14 protein-coding genes are annotated in these 14,375 nt (G+C 61.4%); 1 reads left to right on the top strand and 13 read right to left on the bottom strand.

Translation table 11 applies throughout. From position 1 onward, the window contains the following. Positions 1-29: 29 nt before the first annotated feature. The 13 genes from BRAGE_RS0134725 to BRAGE_RS0134665 form a co-directional block, all read right to left on the bottom strand. Complete coding sequence (locus BRAGE_RS0134725; protein WP_027561349.1) at positions 30-1,094, bottom strand: UDP-glucuronic acid decarboxylase family protein; 1,065 nt, start codon at positions 1,092-1,094, stop codon at positions 30-32. A gap of 12 nt (positions 1,095-1,106) precedes the next feature. Next, positions 1,107-2,231, bottom strand: coding sequence for a CgeB family protein (locus BRAGE_RS0134720; RefSeq protein ID WP_027561348.1), 1,125 nt, complete (start codon positions 2,229-2,231; stop codon positions 1,107-1,109). After that, on the bottom strand, positions 2,228-3,316 hold the full coding sequence (locus BRAGE_RS0134715; protein ID WP_027561347.1) for a CgeB family protein: 1,089 nt from the start codon (positions 3,314-3,316) through the stop codon (positions 2,228-2,230). The genes BRAGE_RS0134720 and BRAGE_RS0134715 overlap by 4 nt, the downstream gene beginning before the upstream one ends. Continuing rightward, positions 3,313-4,440 (bottom strand): CgeB family protein, encoded by a 1,128-nt coding sequence (locus BRAGE_RS0134710; protein WP_027561346.1) that lies wholly within the window; start codon positions 4,438-4,440, stop codon positions 3,313-3,315. Before BRAGE_RS0134710 ends, BRAGE_RS0134715 begins: the two co-directional genes overlap by 4 nt. Continuing rightward, positions 4,437-5,519 carry a glycosyltransferase family 4 protein gene (locus tag BRAGE_RS0134705; RefSeq protein WP_231164191.1) on the bottom strand — a complete coding sequence of 361 codons (1,083 nt, stop codon included), beginning with the start codon at positions 5,517-5,519 and terminating at the stop codon, positions 4,437-4,439. Before BRAGE_RS0134705 ends, BRAGE_RS0134710 begins: the two co-directional genes overlap by 4 nt. Positions 5,520-5,545: 26 nt before the next feature. Next, positions 5,546-6,832 (bottom strand): TIGR04295 family B12-binding domain-containing radical SAM protein, encoded by a 1,287-nt coding sequence (locus BRAGE_RS0134700; RefSeq protein WP_027561344.1) that lies wholly within the window; start codon positions 6,830-6,832, stop codon positions 5,546-5,548. Next, positions 6,829-7,896, bottom strand: a complete 1,068-nt coding sequence (locus BRAGE_RS0134695; RefSeq protein ID WP_181411708.1) for an NAD-dependent epimerase/dehydratase family protein — start codon at positions 7,894-7,896, stop codon at positions 6,829-6,831. Before BRAGE_RS0134695 ends, BRAGE_RS0134700 begins: the two co-directional genes overlap by 4 nt. Continuing rightward, the gene (locus tag BRAGE_RS0134690) at positions 7,893-9,005 is read right to left on the bottom strand and encodes an NAD-dependent epimerase/dehydratase family protein (protein ID WP_027561342.1); all 1,113 of its coding nucleotides are present in this window, start codon (positions 9,003-9,005) and stop codon (positions 7,893-7,895) included. Before BRAGE_RS0134690 ends, BRAGE_RS0134695 begins: the two co-directional genes overlap by 4 nt. Positions 9,006-9,227: 222 nt before the next feature. Continuing rightward, entirely contained in the window at positions 9,228-10,208 is a 981-nt protein-coding gene (locus BRAGE_RS50710) for a beta-xylosidase (RefSeq protein ID WP_051378243.1), read from the bottom strand. Continuing rightward, positions 10,205-10,972, bottom strand: a complete 768-nt coding sequence (locus BRAGE_RS0134680; RefSeq protein ID WP_027561341.1) for a TIGR04290 family methyltransferase — start codon at positions 10,970-10,972, stop codon at positions 10,205-10,207. The genes BRAGE_RS50710 and BRAGE_RS0134680 overlap by 4 nt, the downstream gene beginning before the upstream one ends. Beyond that, positions 10,969-12,069 (bottom strand): CgeB family protein, encoded by a 1,101-nt coding sequence (locus BRAGE_RS0134675; protein ID WP_027561340.1) that lies wholly within the window; start codon positions 12,067-12,069, stop codon positions 10,969-10,971. Before BRAGE_RS0134675 ends, BRAGE_RS0134680 begins: the two co-directional genes overlap by 4 nt. Next, entirely contained in the window at positions 12,066-12,662 is a 597-nt protein-coding gene (locus BRAGE_RS0134670; protein WP_027561339.1) for a histidine phosphatase family protein, read from the bottom strand. The genes BRAGE_RS0134675 and BRAGE_RS0134670 overlap by 4 nt, the downstream gene beginning before the upstream one ends. Beyond that, positions 12,662-13,762: an inositol-3-phosphate synthase gene (locus tag BRAGE_RS0134665; protein WP_027561338.1), complete on the bottom strand. Its 1,101-nt coding sequence runs from the start codon at positions 13,760-13,762 to the stop codon at positions 12,662-12,664. Before BRAGE_RS0134665 ends, BRAGE_RS0134670 begins: the two co-directional genes overlap by 1 nt. Before the next feature lie 313 nt (positions 13,763-14,075). On the opposite strand from BRAGE_RS0134665, the gene BRAGE_RS0134660 reads away from it, so the two are divergent. Next, a complete protein-coding gene (locus BRAGE_RS0134660) occupies positions 14,076-14,363 on the top strand; it encodes a hypothetical protein (RefSeq protein WP_027561337.1) in 288 nt (95 codons plus the stop codon). Positions 14,364-14,375: the final 12 nt, after the last annotated feature.

The following is a 14,375-nucleotide window of genomic DNA, read 5'->3' as shown; positions in this document are numbered from 1 at the left end:
GGCTCCCTTGGGAAAGAACAGCAAGGACCTCATTGCCCGGGATCGGCAATTCTCAACTGGCTGGCGCGTCGTCCAGCCCGGCGCGGCGCGACCGCGGGCACCAGTGCGGGTGTATCGCGGGCTATGCGTAAGGCGAAATAAGCAACCGTCGCCCGAAGACCGTCCTCCAGCGCCACACGCGGCCGCCATCCGAGTACTTGTGCGGCGGTATCGATGACTGGCTTGCGGCGCTTCGGATCATCCTTCGGAAGGGCCTGGAAACGCAGCGGCGAGATAGAGGCCGTGTGCCTCAGGACTTCACGGGCGATGGCTTCGATGGTGACCTCGTGCGGATTACCGAGATTGCAGGGGCCGGTCACCGAGGACGGGCTTTCCATCAGGAGCTGGAGCCCCCGCACGAGATCGTCGACAAAACAGAAACTCCGCGTCTGCGTGCCGGCGCCATAGATCGTGATCGGTTCGCCGCGGAGAGCCTGTACGATGAAGTTGGAGACGACGCGACCGTCGTTCTCCAGCATGCGCGGGCCATAAGTGTTGAAGATGCGGGCAATCTTGATTTCCGTCTGGTGCATGCGATGGTAGTCGAACATCAGGGTTTCAGCAGCGCGTTTGCCCTCGTCATAGCAGGCGCGCGGGCCGATCGGATTGACGTGGCCAAGATAGGATTCCGGCTGCGGATGGACCTCGGGATCGCCGTAGACTTCGCTTGTGGACGCTTGAAGGACGCGAGCGCCCTTTTGGCGTGCAAGCTCGAGGATGTTGATGGTGCCGAGCACGCATGTCTTCATCGTTCCGACCGGATCTCTCTGGTAATGCCTGGGCGAAGCAGGACAGGCCAGGCTGTAGATTCGATCGATGTTGTCGTCGATTTGGATAACGTCGCGCACGTCATGCTCGATGAAACGGAAGTTTGGGTGGTTCAGTAGCGGCCTGACATTGTCGATCGACCCTGTAAACAGATTGTCGAGGCAGATGACGTTGTTTCCACGTTGCAAGAGCGCGTCGCAGAGATGCGAGCCTATGAAACCTGCGCCACCGGCGATCATCACAGTCGGAGAGCGGCGGGAAGCATGGATGCGGGCCTGTAATGTCATGATGTGTTTCTTTCAGAGTTCGGCGACCTGCGCGGAGCGTGCAGCGGGGACGCCCATCGGCTTGCAGTGCCGCCGCGCGGTTGCCTCGGTATAGTATGTCTCCAACTGGCGAGCCCGATGACCTGAGGTGTGATTTGCGAGGACGCGCTGCCGCGCCTTCTCGGCGATTGCGCGCCGTCGGTCCTCTGGCATGTCCCGCAGAATTTGGATGACGTCCCGGGGGGTAGCTGCCAGCAGGATTTCCTGCGACGGCTCGAAGATCGTCTCGATGCCCGGCCATCGATCGGAAATCACGGGGGTGCCGCAGGCAGCTGCTTCGAACAGGCGAACGCTCGGCGAGAAACCCAGCGTGCGCATGTCGGCGCGTGTCGCATTGAGGGTGAACCTTTGTTCGGCATAGAACTTCGCATGCTGTTGAGGCGCTAGGTGATCGATGCGCTGGACGTTGTCAGGCCAGCGGATCTGCTCGGGGTATTGCGCTCCGGCGACGACGAATTGTTCCGGGAAGAGTTCCCTTGCTGGGGCGAACAGCAACTGTTCGAGGGTCGGTTGTCGATCCTCGCTGTAGGTCCCGAGATAGCCGAGCATCCATCTCGCCTGCGCCTGCTGCGGCTTGTAGGTTTCGTTGTCGGCGCTGCAATAGAGCACGCGCGCCAGGGGGCTGCCGTAACGTTCCTCAAGCATTGCGGGAACAGGGCCGCCGCTAAAGGACAGATAAAGGTCGAAGCGAGGAATCATCGCCGCGGAGAGATAATCGAGGCCGCCGTCGAGCTTCGCGAGCGTGACTGGCGTGTCGATATCGTAGAACGCCTTGATGCCGCGTGCGTAAGAGGTAATCCACTCTGAAATTGCAATGCCGTCGGGCACGTAGGAGCCTACGATCACCAGATTGGCATCGCGGATCAGCTGGCCGAAACGCTGGGGGATATCCCTCAGCGATTGATAAAGCTCCACGCGCCAGGACGATGGCTTGTCGAGATCGCGGTGCGCACGATACCACGGAACGTCGCGTTCCAGGAAGGTGATCTGGTGGCCTCGCCGTGCGAGGGCCTCGATCAGGGCACGATAAGTCGTAGCGTGACCATTGCCCCATGATGACGTGACCGAGAGACCGACGACGACGATGCTGAGATTCATTCTGCTGCCTCGATACGCGAGCTGCTTCCGACAAAGAGTTCGTTGAATTGGCGCGCCCGGTGCCTATAGGTGTGTTCGCTGAGAATGCGGGCGCGGGCGCGGGCGGCTATCGCAGCAGCGCGATCGACGCTGAGTTCGCTCATATGGTGGGCAACCGCCGCTCCGTTCGAAGCCACCAGAACCTCGCGGTCCGGATCCAGGAAATATTCGATCCCGTCCCACTGATCGGTGATCAGGCAGGCGCCTGCGCCGATCGCCTCGAACACCCGTGTCGGCGGCGAGAAGCCGAAACGCGCCATGCTGTCGCGGTTGACGTTGAGTGTCGCAAGACCGGAGCTGAAGAAGGCGTTGTGCTCGCCGGTGCCTACATGGCCCACCTTGCGGATGTTGCGGGCGGTGTCCTTGGTCTCCCAGCCGGAACCGCCGAGAGTGAATGTCTTGTTCGGCAGCTCGCGTGCGACATCGAGGAAGAAGCGTTCAACGCGCTGCTCGCGATCCGGCAGGCGATTGGCCAGTAGGCTGAGATCGCAGGAAAAGCCAGGTTTCGGTGGGGAAGGAAAATGCGTCTCGGGATCGAGGGCGTTGTAGATCGGCACGCAATCCCGCGCTCCCATGGCGCGATAGGCCGAGATGACGGACTCGCCTCCGCCGTAAGTCAGGACCATATCGTAGGAAGGAATTGCGCGTCGCAAATGATGCCCGGCATCGCTCATCATGGCTTCGAGCGTGGCCGGGGCGTCGACATCCCAATAAATACGCATTGTTCGGGAGGACATGGCAGCAACTGCCTCCTCCAGCTCCTGATCGAAGACACCGACGCCGCTGGCTTTAATCAGCATTTCACCGGATCGCGCCGCTGCCTCGAGTGAGCCGCGCCAACCATCTGGTGTCGCTGGATAGACGACGACCGTAGCCCAATCGGGATCGGAGATGTCGCGATGGGCCTGACGCTCGAAAGCATCGGGCTCGAAGAAGGTGATGTCGTGGCCGAGCGCAGCGATCTGTTTGAGCATGCCGCGATAATAGGTAGCGGCACCGTTCCAGTAGGACGAGACCAGGCTGGATCCGAAGAAGCAGATCTTCATGCAGAGGCTCCAATGTATCGCAGGGGCCGTGACGAGACATCGGAGGCGCGAATTTCCTCAACAATGTCCACGAGCTGTTGCGCGCGATGAAGGCAGGTATGACGCTCCCGTATCGCCTTAAGGCCAGCTTCGGCCATAGCGGACGACAATTCCCTATCGTCGAGAACGGCACGGAGCGCCCGCTTCATTTCCATGCCGTCCGCGGCCTTGAGATAAGTGTCTTCGGGAAATAGGCCTTCGGCGTCGGACCAGGGCGCTGAAACCATGGGAATCCCGCAGGCGAGCGCCTCGAACACACGGATAGTCGGTATGCCCGGAAGTGATCGGACATAGGGCCCGCGTGGCACGTGGACGGTGGCACACGCCCCGGCAAAGGCGACTGGAGCCCAGTGCGCCGGAAGCCAACCGCCATATCGGATGCCGGCCGCCTGAATGGCATGGAGAGCCGGCTCCGAATAGCGAACGCCGTACACGTTCGCGCGCAGATTCAGCTCGGCAACAGGTTCGACCAGAAATTCGTTGAGCTCGACGCTGCGCTCGCCATCCCCCCAATTGCCGATCCAGACCAGATCGTCGGTGCGTTCGACGCTTGGCAAGGGATGATACATCGCGATGTCGGCGCCCTCGTGCCACGTATAGGCCCGATCACCCCAGCCCAGCTGGATATAAATCTGGCGAAGCACCTCGCCAAACGCGAGCACGCCGTCGAAGGCGTCGAGGTCGAATTGGGCGAGTTCGTCCGGTGCGGTGATCGCACGGTGGTGGGTGTCGTGGAACAACAACGTAAACCGCGAGCCGTGTGCGCGCCGGTATCCGATTTGCTCGATCACATCAGGCGAATTCCACTCGTGGACGATGACGAGGTCGGCTCCATCCAGTGCCTCGTCGAAGTCGAGGCAGCTGTCATAGCGGCGAATGGCAACGCCCGGGAAAAGATCGCCGACGTCCTGGATCGCTTCGCGGCTCTCGCGGATGGCGTTCAGCCGGCTCCAGCCGTCGATGGGCTCGAACACGATGACCTCATGGCCGAGCGCGCTGAGCTCGCGCGCATAACCGCGAAGGAAATGCGCGTTGCCGTTGTTCCAGCAGGAGGTGAACGCATGGTAAAACAGGACGCATTTCATGCGCGCACCTCGATCGGCATGGCCGGCGCATTCGTCTGGCGGGACTGCAGAAGGTCTTTGTAGAGGCTCAGATACGCTTCCGTCGTCCGCGGCAACGCGTAGGAGAGCGAATGCTCATAGGCTGCGCCTTGCAGGCGCACCCTGGCGGCAGTATCGGTGCAGAGACCGTCCAGAATTTGATGCAATGCCTGGCTATCTTGCGGATCGAAAAACACCGCGGCGCCGCTCCATAATTCCCGGAATGTTGGGATGTTGGACAGCACCAGCGCGCAGCCGGCTGCAGCCGCCTCGAGAACCGAAAGGCCGAACGGTTCATACAGCGCCGAGCTGACAAAGATCGCCGCACGCTGGAGACGTGCGCGCAGATCATCGTGCGAGATTTGCCCAAGCCATTCGACACTGTTCGGCATGTTCGCGCCGCCGGCGCCTGCCACGTGGACCGGCCATTGCAGCCCTGGTGCGGCTGATGTCAGGGTCTCGATATTCTTGCCGCGATCCCACAGCCGACCGGCCGCAAGGATCTGATCGCGCTTTCGGCCGCCGAGAGCCCGCGATACGATCCCGTTCCAGATCACGACACCCGGCGTGTGAGGGCGATAGATATCGGTGATGTCATCGTGAAAGGACTGACTGGGGGTGACCCAGACCTGGGTCTTATCGAGCGCTGTGGCCACCTGTTCCGTGTAACGCGTCCACCTGGGTTCATTCAGCCAGACCGTATCGCGACAGGCCAGCGCCCAGGAGTTCACACAGGAATGCGCCACGACAATCGTCGGTGCGTGCCAGAGAAAGGTCGCTTCCCGGAAGCTGTTGAGATGAATGATATCGGGCCTGACCCGCGCCTCGAGCGCGGCGAGGACGCGTCGCGCTTCGTCTATATCTCGGCCTTCCGGATCCTGCCATTCAAGTGCGAGGTCAGTCTCCATCAGGCGCACCGGCGAGCCCTTGAGTATCGCCCGCTGCTCGGGACGCGCCCGAGGGCCGATCGTCACAAGGGTGACGTCGACACCGGAGCGGGCAAGATTCGTGGCGAGCGCGCATGAGTAGGTCCATACGCCGCCAACCGTATCGGTCGTCATCAGGAGTCTGATTCTCGATGTGGGCCTCATGAGGCCACCTGAAGCTCGAGTGCGTCGAGCGGCACCGGGCGTTCGTTCTGCACGTCACTGAACTGGTCAAACATCCCGAGATAGTGCCGATGTGCGCGCTCCCAGGCGAAATCATCGGGCTCGCCCCATAGCTTTCGATAGTCCGGCGATCCCGGATAGGGATAAAGCGGGACGGGATCGTTGGCCCAGATGCCGGCATCCTGCATTTTTGTGCGCCAACGCTGCACGACGGGGTCGTCATCTTCAGGCACCTCGATCAGATTGGCTTGCACGAACGGAACGTGACGGCGGGCCTCGACAAGCCGATCGGCGAGCTGATCAGTGCTCATCTTGCAGTTCTTCGCCAGCGCAGCGCGGCCTTCGACCGTGAGGCTTTCAATTCCGGCCTCGATCGATACACAGCCGGCGCGACCGAGCAGAGCGAGCATGTCCGGCTTCCAAAGATCGATCCTCGTCTGCACGCCGAATTTAAGACCGCGCTGGCTCAAGCCTTCCAGCAGCTCGTGATTGGGAAGAAAGATCTCGTCGATGAAGTAGACATATTCGATGCCCTGCCGATGCAGGCGATCGACCTCGTCAAGAATAATGGCGGGCGGCCGTTTGCGGTAGGCGTTGCGGAAGTTCTCCTTGGCGCAGAACGTGCAGTTGTAGGGGCATCCCCGCGACGCTTCGACTTCCGCGCCGGGGCCGACAGGGGCGGCCTCGAAGCGGTGATGGTGGTGATGATGGCGCCGGATCATCTCGTCCGGCCAGTCGAGAGCCGGCTGATCTTTGAACCCGGCGCCCTGCGGGCCGCCATTGACCCGGACGGAAGCCCCGTCCGCAAAGCACAAGCCGGGAAAATCCCGCTCGCCGTTGGCCAGGCGGAGCAAGGACGCCTCACACTCACCCATGACGACCACGTCAACGCCGAGCTTCCTCAGTGCAGCCCGCGGGGTCGTCGATCCATGCGGGCCAACTGCGACCAGCACAGGCGCAAGATCCCGCACTGCCAAAGCAAGCGCCTGCGGAACGCGGAGCTCCGGGGGGGCGCAGCGCCAAAACAGATAGGTCGGTGCCGTGGTGATGACGATCATGTCGGGCCCGAAGTTGTGCAGCTCTGCTTCGATGTCGCGCGGCGACAGCTCGAACATGTGGGCATCGAGTAGCAGCGTTGAGTGCCCAGCCGCTTTCAGGTGCTGTTCAGTAATCCCAAGCTCGAGCGGCAGATGAGGGGACCGGCAGCCGAAATAGATGCTGCCGGCATAATCCCAGTTCGGGTTGATGAGGGCGGCGCGCGTCATGCCAGAGCCTCGCGGCTGTCATGTTCTGTGCCGAAGCGACCGCTTAGCCAGGCGTGAAGCGAGTGAAGACCCTCTGCGAGTGGGATTTGCGGGGTCCAGCCCAGCGCTGTGGACAGGGCGCGCGTATCAGTGACGTACCAGGGCTGATCGCCCGGCCGCCAATCGGCAAAGCAGTATGAGATTTCGCGGCCGGTCAGCTCGGAGATCTGGTCGATCAACTCGCGAAGGCTGACGGCGTTGGCCGGTCCGCCGCCGAGATTGAACACCCGTCCACATGCGAGCCCGATCCGGTCGAGCGCCGCGAGCCAGGCTGCAACGGCATCTGACACATGCAAGGCGTCGCGAACCTGGTAGCCGTCACCGTAGATCGTTAGCGGCTTGCCGCGGATGGCGCTCAGCAGGAAATGCGCGACCCAGCCCTGGTCCTCGGTGCCGAACTGCCGCGGCCCATAAATGCAGCTCATGCGCATCACCACCGTCCGCAGCCCAAACACCCGCGCATAGTCATGGACATATTGGTCAGCGGTGCCCTTGGAACAGCCGTAAGGGCTATAGAAATCGAGCGGTGCGTTCTCGGAGATTCCGTCCACCAGCAGGGCGCCGGTCGGCGTGTACCGGCGGCCGGCGAGTGCGATCTCGCTGTCTTCGATGAGGCGGCCATAGACCTTGTTGGTGGAGGCAAACATGACGGGCGCGGTGTTGTTGTGCAGCCGAACGGCTTCCAGCACGTTCAGGGTGCCGCGCGCGTTGATCTCGAAGTCGGCGGCCGGGTCGCTCACGCTGTCCGTTACGGCGACTTGGGCCGCCAGATGCAGCACGGCCCGGGCGTCACGCACGGCATCGATGACCGGGATCGGCTCACGGATATCTGCCACCGTGATAGTGATGAGATCACCGTGCCTGGATTTCAGCCATTGTGCGTTCTCGCGCACGCCGGCGCGGGCCAGATTATCCAGCACCAGCACGCGCTCACCGCGTGCCGCCAGGCGATCGGCAAGATTGCAGCCGATGAACCCGCAGCCGCCGGTGATCAGGACGGGCCTGTTGTCTCGCTGTTCCATCATGCGACCAATCCTCGCTGCAGCAGTTCGTTGGTCGCTCGTTCGGCTTGGTCGTCGGCGATCTGGTCGGCGAGATATGCGGCGAGCTCTTCAAGGCCGTCCTTGAACGCGATGTGTGGTTCGAAACCGAGCAGGTCGCGCGACTTGCCGATGTCCGCGAAGCAGTGCCTGATATCACCGGCGCGAAATTTTCGCGTGATCTCGGGTTTGATGTCGCGGCGGCCCATCACATCAGCGAGGTCCTCCGCGACCGACAGAATCGTCCGGCTTTGGCCCGAGCCCACATTGAAAACGTTCTGCGCATGCTCTGTCTCCAGCGCGATGCGGCAAGCGCGGGCGACGTCATGTACATGGACGAAATCGCGTCGCTGCTCGCCGTCTTCAAAGACGAGCGGAGGACGTCCGTTGAGCAGTCGGGCCGCAAAGATCGCAAGCACCCCGGTGTAGGGATTGGATAGGGCCTGGCGTGGACCAAACACGTTGAAAAAACGTAGCGCGAGGGTCGGAATGCCGTAAGCCTTGCCGGTGATCAGGCACATGCGTTCCTGCGCAAACTTGTTGAGCGCATAGACCGAGCTCAGCGATGGGCTCTTGGTCTCCGGCGTAGGTACGGGCTCAAGTAGTTCACCGCTTGCATCGCGAAGATCCCATTCGCCTCTGCGGAGCCGCTCTACGGACCGTTCTCCGCCGTCGACAACGCTCTGATCGTGCGTGCGGTAAAGACCTTCGCCGTATATGCTCATGGACGATGCGACTACGAGCCGCTCAACCGGATGCCTCGAAAGGGCCTGCAATAGCACTGCGGTGCCAAGCTCATTCGTCCTGACATACGGTTCGATGTCGTACATGCTCTGGCCGACGCCGACTGCGGAGGCGAGATGCAGGACCATGTCCGTGCCTCGCAGCGCCTGCTCGACGATGTTGGCCTCCGTGACGTCGCCGACGAGGAGTTCAGCTTCCCGTGCGAGGTAGGCAGGGCGTTGGCAGTCGCTGCCATGGACCTGCGGAGAAAGGTTGTCCAGAATTCTCACATCGTAACCGGCAGCGAGCAGTGCGTCTGTTGCGTGTGAGCCGATGAATCCTGCGCCGCCGGTAATCAATACTCGCGCCATTCCGACTTCCGTACCGTTGCTGGACCGATCCAGAGGATCGGCCGATGATGGGAGCTGAGGTGCGCGGTTGATGGTGTCGAAAGACGCGCGCCGGCCAGGTTTGGAGTCAGAAGCGATGCGAGGTATGTTCGTTCCCTCGCATTGTACAAACAATAATTTCGCTAACCTGTATCAATAACCTGGGTGAATTGCGACTCGTCGTCGAAAAATCGAAGCCGTCGGCTAAGCGGTTCGGGAGTCGCTCGAAAGATTGGATCGTCTAGTCGCTTGTTTAGCAGCTGGCGCGAATGGGCATTGGGAAGCGGCTATGCCAGTCTGCGCGCAATAGCGGTCGACCATCTGCGCACAGAAATCGGCAAACTCATTCACGTCGCGGGGCGGGCTGGTGTGATGTGGCTCGATGCCGCGATGCTCGGGCGTAAAGCAGAAAGTAACAGTCACCTGAAATTCCGCCAAAGCGTCCATCTGACGGTCGAACCAGTCGAGTGCATTGGGACGAAAACTGTCGGCCCAAGACAGGCCGGTCCGGAGATGAGTGACGCCTAAACGACGCATCCACTGCACGGCGCTATCGAGGCGGTGATCTTCAAAGTGAAACCACTGACATAGCCCCATGGCATTGGTGTATTCCTCGAAAAGTGCCGCTGCGGCCTTCGGCGAGCCGTCCTCGCGCAGCAGACCCATATGGAAATGCCGGTAATAGGACGATCCCTCGGCCTCCTTGTGCCGCGTTGTGGCTTCCCAGGTCGAGGGGAGATCGTAAAGGCTATACCAATAAATGCGCGGTGCCCGGTCGATCAGGAGCTCGGCAGTGCGCTCTAAGCCCCAGGCCTGCACTTCTTCGGCGCCGAAGGATGAGACGCCGACCTCCGTGACCCAGACGGGCAGCGAGGTTGCAGCCTTGATCTCATCGATCTTGGCCGGCCACTCGCCGATCTGCCAGAGGTTCCAGTCTAGCGGAAATCCGTGAACGGCGACCGCATCGAAGTGATCGAGGACGCCCCGTGCCTGCATATTGCGGATGAAGGACGGATCGATCGGCGACATACCACCGAGCACGCGAGGTAACGCGGGTCGTGCGCCGCAGATCGCCTTTCCCGCCGCAATGGCCAGGTTCGCAAATTGGGCCCAGTCCGGATCGAGCATGATGTCCCAATGCGACTTGTTGTTCGGCTCGTTCCAAATCTTTGCTGCCTCGATCATCGCTCGATCTCCCCAAGCGGATGGGCTGATCCGTTGCACGGCGGACGTTCCGAACGCTTGCACAGATAAACTTCGTCTTCCGGATGCGCTGCGATGGAAAAGCCGGCGCTCCGCAACATAGCCTCGACGCAGGCCCGGTTGGGCACCCACCAGTTGGTGGGGTCGTCCGCGTATTCATTCTCGATGAAATGAAGCTTTGGATACCCGGAGGAGTCGAACTGGTCCGTGGTCCAAAAGTCGTAGTTTTCGCCAATGGCGTCGATGTGGGCGCCGCCTCGCTGCATGGATTGAAACAGCAGGAGATCACGGGCGACATGCTCGTGGATGAGGTCGAGTGCAAGCAGCGGGTGTCGCAGATGGTAGAGCACGCCCATAAAGATCACGAGGTCGAATGTCTCTCCGAGCTGTCCGATATCGTATGTGGACATTTTGCGAAATTCGATGCGGAGCCCGTTCACTTCGGCGGCAAAGCGCGCTTGGGCGAGATAGGCTTCGTCGGTATCCAGGCCCAGGACGCGTTCGGCGCCGCGCCGCTTCATCTCCATGGCGTAAAAACCCGCGTTGCAGCCGATATCGAGCACGGATTTGCCCTCAAGCCGTTCCGGAACCACGCTGGAGAAGTGGCGCCATTTCACCGTGGGATAGTCGCCAAGGAAATGCGATGGAGCAGTCCGAATACCGTCGAGATCAAGATTGTGGAACCAGGGTCCCAGATCGTCGACGCGCCGGCGGATTTCGTCCTTCGAAATAAGTCTTCGGTTCACGCAGTCGCTCCATCGCTCGTGAGTGCGCGCGGCCGTGCCTGTTCGATCAGGCTGACGAGTTCCGAGGCGCGTTTGTCGGAGGTATGTTGACTGAGGGTTCGCTCACGCGCCCGTCTCGCCATGCGCTGGAGTTCGGCGTCGGTCAGCGTCAGCGCGGAGAGCGTATCGCCGGCATCGTGCGCGAGCATGATTTCGTCGCCTGGCGCAAAAAAGTCGCTGATGCCGGGCCAGTCGTCGGTCAGAAGTGGAGATCCGCAAGCCGCAGCTTCAAACAGCCTGCCCGAGGGACACCATCCTGCCTCGGCCATCGCCTTGCGCGTCACGTTCAGTGTTATGCGGGACGAAGCGAAGAACGACGCATGCTCTGATGGGGGCAGGTGGCGAACAAAGTAAATATTGGAAGACCAGGGGAAATCGTCCGGATATTGCGCTCCGGCGATCAGGAAGCGCAGGTCCTGCCGGGCATGGGCCGCGTCCACGAGGAGAGCCTCGAGTGCAGGTTGGCGATCCCTCGAATACGTGCCGAGGTAGGAGAGATCGCCCCGATATTGCGGCTGAGAAGCCGCTGGCCGGTGGATGTCGGTGTCGACGTGATTGTAGAGCGGCCGGACCTCGCGGGCCCCAAGGATGCGCCGGAAATCGTCCTGGACCCTGGGGCCACCCGCGAAGCTCAGGACGAGATCGAAGTCTGAGAGGCCGCGCGAGCCGATGTAGGGGACTGGATCACCTGCCTTTACCCGGGCGAGCGTCACGGAGGTGTCGAGGTCGTAGAAGATGGAAACGGCGCGATGTTCCGAGCAGATGAGGTCCGTAGCTGCGACGGCATCAGGGCAATAGGAGGTGACGATGGCGGCATCGGCCTCGCGAACGTGCCGGCGTGCGGAGGGGGATATCTCATCCCAGGACGCGAATAGTTCGAGACGACCCGAAGGCAGCTCGGCCAAGTCTCTTGTGTCGGCATAATAGGGCACGTCGCGCTCGAAGAACACGATCGTATGTCCAAGCCGCGCGAGATGCTTGCAGAGGCCGCGCCAGAGGGTGGCGTGGCCATTCCCCCAGGAAGAGGAGATAGTGAGCCCGAATATGACGATCTTCATGCCGGCACCCGCTGATTGATCGTCGTGACGCTAAATCCGCGGTCATCGGCGCTGAGGGTACTGACGCTGGCCGGGTCAATCTCTGTCGACAGAAAGTCGTCAAGCCGCATGCGCGCGTAATGCAGCAGCGCCGCGCGGATCGGCTCGGCATGACTGACGGCGATCACGATGCCGGCAAGAGGATCATTGCGCAGCTGCTCCAGATGGTTGGCGACGCGACTTTGCAGAGACCGCATGCTTTCGCCACCTGGCGGACGCGCGCTGCCACGACGTGTGTTCCAGTGTGACCATTGCGGATCATCGTGAAGATCGGCGAAGGAGCGGCCGGTCCATTCGCCATAGTTGAGCTCGTCAAGGGCGGGGACGATCTCGATCGGCAACCGGAAGTGGGCCGACAGTATGGAGGCGGACTGCAGGCAGCGCCGCCTCGGGCTTGATTGAATCAGGGATGGTCGCGGGCTGATGTTGGGTGCGCAACGTGCGATTTCTTCGGAACCGATCTCGTCCAGCGTGACGCCGTCCATTCGGCCGCACAGGGTGCGGCCGAGCAATGCGTGGTGGCCGTGGCGGACAAGATGAACGACACTCGCCATCAGGCGTACGCCTTGTCGTCGATGAAGGCGCGGGTGCGGCGGGCAGCCTCTTCATCGGTGAATTGCTGAGGCGGCGACTTCATGAAGTAGCTGGACGGGCCGGTGAGCGCACCGGCAAGGCCCCGATCCATCGCCAGCTTGGCGCAGCGAACGGCATCGATGACGACCCCGGCCGAGTTCGGGGAATCCCAGACTTCGAGCTTGACCTCGGCGCTCAGGGGGACGCCACCGAAGGTCGTGCCCTCCAGCCGGATGAAGGCCAGTTTGCGGTCGGTGAGCCAGGGCACATGGTCGCTTGGCCCGACATGGATGTTGTCGGGGTCCATGGGGACATCGAACTGGCTGGTCACGGCCTGGGTCTTGGAAATCTTCTTCGATGCGAGCCGCTCGCGCTCTAGCATGTTCTTGAAATCGGTGTTGCCGCCGACATTGAGCTGATAGGTGCGGTCGAGCCGGACGCCGCGATCGCGGAACAGGTTCGCGAGCATGCGATGCAAGATGGTTGCTCCAACCTGACTTTTGATGTCGTCACCAATGATGGGCAAGCCGGCATCCTCGAAGCGCTGTCGCCATGCCGGATTGGAGGCGATAAACACGGGAATGCAGTTGACGTAGCCGCATCCAGCTTCGAGCGCGCGCGCCGCATACCATTCGCTGGCCTGTTGGGCGCCGACCGGCAGGTAGGACACGAGCACGTCCGTTCTGGACGATGCGAGCACCTCCAAGACGTCGGCTTCCGGGACCGCGGCGATTGGCACGTCATCTTTGAGGTAACGACCGATGCCGTCGAGGACAGGGCCGCGCTGCACGGTCACGCCGGTGGGCGCAACCTCGGCAAAGCGACGCGTATTGTTCGGCCTCGCAAAGATCGCGTCGGCCACATCGTGTCCGACCTTGTGAGCGTTGACGTCAAAGGCGGATGCAATCTCAATGTCGCTGATGTGATAACCGCCGAGATCGACGTTCATCAGCCCAGGCACCGGTTCGTTGGACTTGGCGTTGCGATAGTAGGTGAGCCCCTGGACGAATGAGCTTGCGCAATTACCGACGCCGACGATACCGACGCGCGCGCGCCTTTTGTCCTGAAGAGGAGAATGCATCGTTGAAGCCTCCGGAAGCCGTGTGCAGGTAAGTAGGTCGGCGAACGTGTGGTAGGTATGTTCGTTCCAGCGTCGGAGACGACCGCAGCTCGCGCCGCGCAAATCCTTGAGCGATAATTCGATAGGCTTAACCTGCGATAGAATCTCCGGCTGCAAAGCCAGAACGATCTTCTTGGATGAAGATGAAGAAGATGCTGGTTGGCTCGTTCGCCGAAGGCTGAAGCCTTGAAGAACAAATTCCGATCCTCTGCGTTCTGGCGGATGACGGATGCGATGGCGATCATCGCCCGATCCTAAGCAAGCGAGGTTCGAGATGACGTCGAGGACGCAGAACAGCGAAGCGCAGCAGACCACCGATCACGATATCATCAGGAAGTGGACCGAGGAGCGCGGCGGCAAACCCGCAACCGTCAAGGCAACCGAGGAGGACGGCCATGCGGGCATCCTGCGCATCGATTTCGATCCGCCCGACGAAGGACTGGAGCGCATCGACTGGGAGGAGTTCTTTACCAAATTCGACGAGAGCGATATCGCGTTCCTTCATCAGGAACGGACCAAGGACGGCAAGCTGAGCCGCTTCCACAAATTCGTCCGCCCCTGATCGCGGCGCACC

This window comes from Bradyrhizobium genosp. SA-4 str. CB756 (assembly GCF_000473125.1).
GTDB classification, from domain to species: domain Bacteria; phylum Pseudomonadota; class Alphaproteobacteria; order Rhizobiales; family Xanthobacteraceae; genus Bradyrhizobium; species Bradyrhizobium arachidis.
Note: the sequence above shows the minus strand (reverse complement) of the source record. Positions and strands in the feature narration are given on the sequence as shown.

What these genes read in the sequence shown, in the direction of transcription:
- BRAGE_RS50710 (WP_051378243.1), bottom strand. Translation starts at nt 10,208, where the DNA reads ATGATCGAGGCAGCAAAGATTTGGAACGAGCCGAACAACAAGTCGCAT.
- BRAGE_RS0134700 (WP_027561344.1), bottom strand. Translation starts at nt 6,832, where the DNA reads ATGACGCGCGCCGCCCTCATCAACCCGAACTGGGATTATGCCGGCAGC.
- BRAGE_RS0134675 (WP_027561340.1), bottom strand. Translation starts at nt 12,069, where the DNA reads ATGAAGATCGTCATATTCGGGCTCACTATCTCCTCTTCCTGGGGGAAT.
- BRAGE_RS0134720 (WP_027561348.1), bottom strand. Translation starts at nt 2,231, where the DNA reads ATGAATCTCAGCATCGTCGTCGTCGGTCTCTCGGTCACGTCATCATGG.
- BRAGE_RS0134710 (WP_027561346.1), bottom strand. Translation starts at nt 4,440, where the DNA reads ATGAAATGCGTCCTGTTTTACCATGCGTTCACCTCCTGCTGGAACAAC.
- BRAGE_RS0134670 (WP_027561339.1), bottom strand. Translation starts at nt 12,662, where the DNA reads ATGGCGAGTGTCGTTCATCTTGTCCGCCACGGCCACCACGCATTGCTC.
- BRAGE_RS0134725 (WP_027561349.1), bottom strand. Translation starts at nt 1,094, where the DNA reads ATGACATTACAGGCCCGCATCCATGCTTCCCGCCGCTCTCCGACTGTG.
- BRAGE_RS0134695 (WP_181411708.1), bottom strand. Translation starts at nt 7,896, where the DNA reads ATGATGGAACAGCGAGACAACAGGCCCGTCCTGATCACCGGCGGCTGC.
- BRAGE_RS0134690 (WP_027561342.1), bottom strand. Translation starts at nt 9,005, where the DNA reads ATGGCGCGAGTATTGATTACCGGCGGCGCAGGATTCATCGGCTCACAC.
- BRAGE_RS0134705 (WP_231164191.1), bottom strand. Translation starts at nt 5,519, where the DNA reads ATGACGACCGATACGGTTGGCGGCGTATGGACCTACTCATGCGCGCTC.
- BRAGE_RS0134660 (WP_027561337.1), top strand. Translation starts at nt 14,076, where the DNA reads ATGACGTCGAGGACGCAGAACAGCGAAGCGCAGCAGACCACCGATCAC.
- BRAGE_RS0134665 (WP_027561338.1), bottom strand. Translation starts at nt 13,762, where the DNA reads ATGCATTCTCCTCTTCAGGACAAAAGGCGCGCGCGCGTCGGTATCGTC.
- BRAGE_RS0134715 (WP_027561347.1), bottom strand. Translation starts at nt 3,316, where the DNA reads ATGAAGATCTGCTTCTTCGGATCCAGCCTGGTCTCGTCCTACTGGAAC.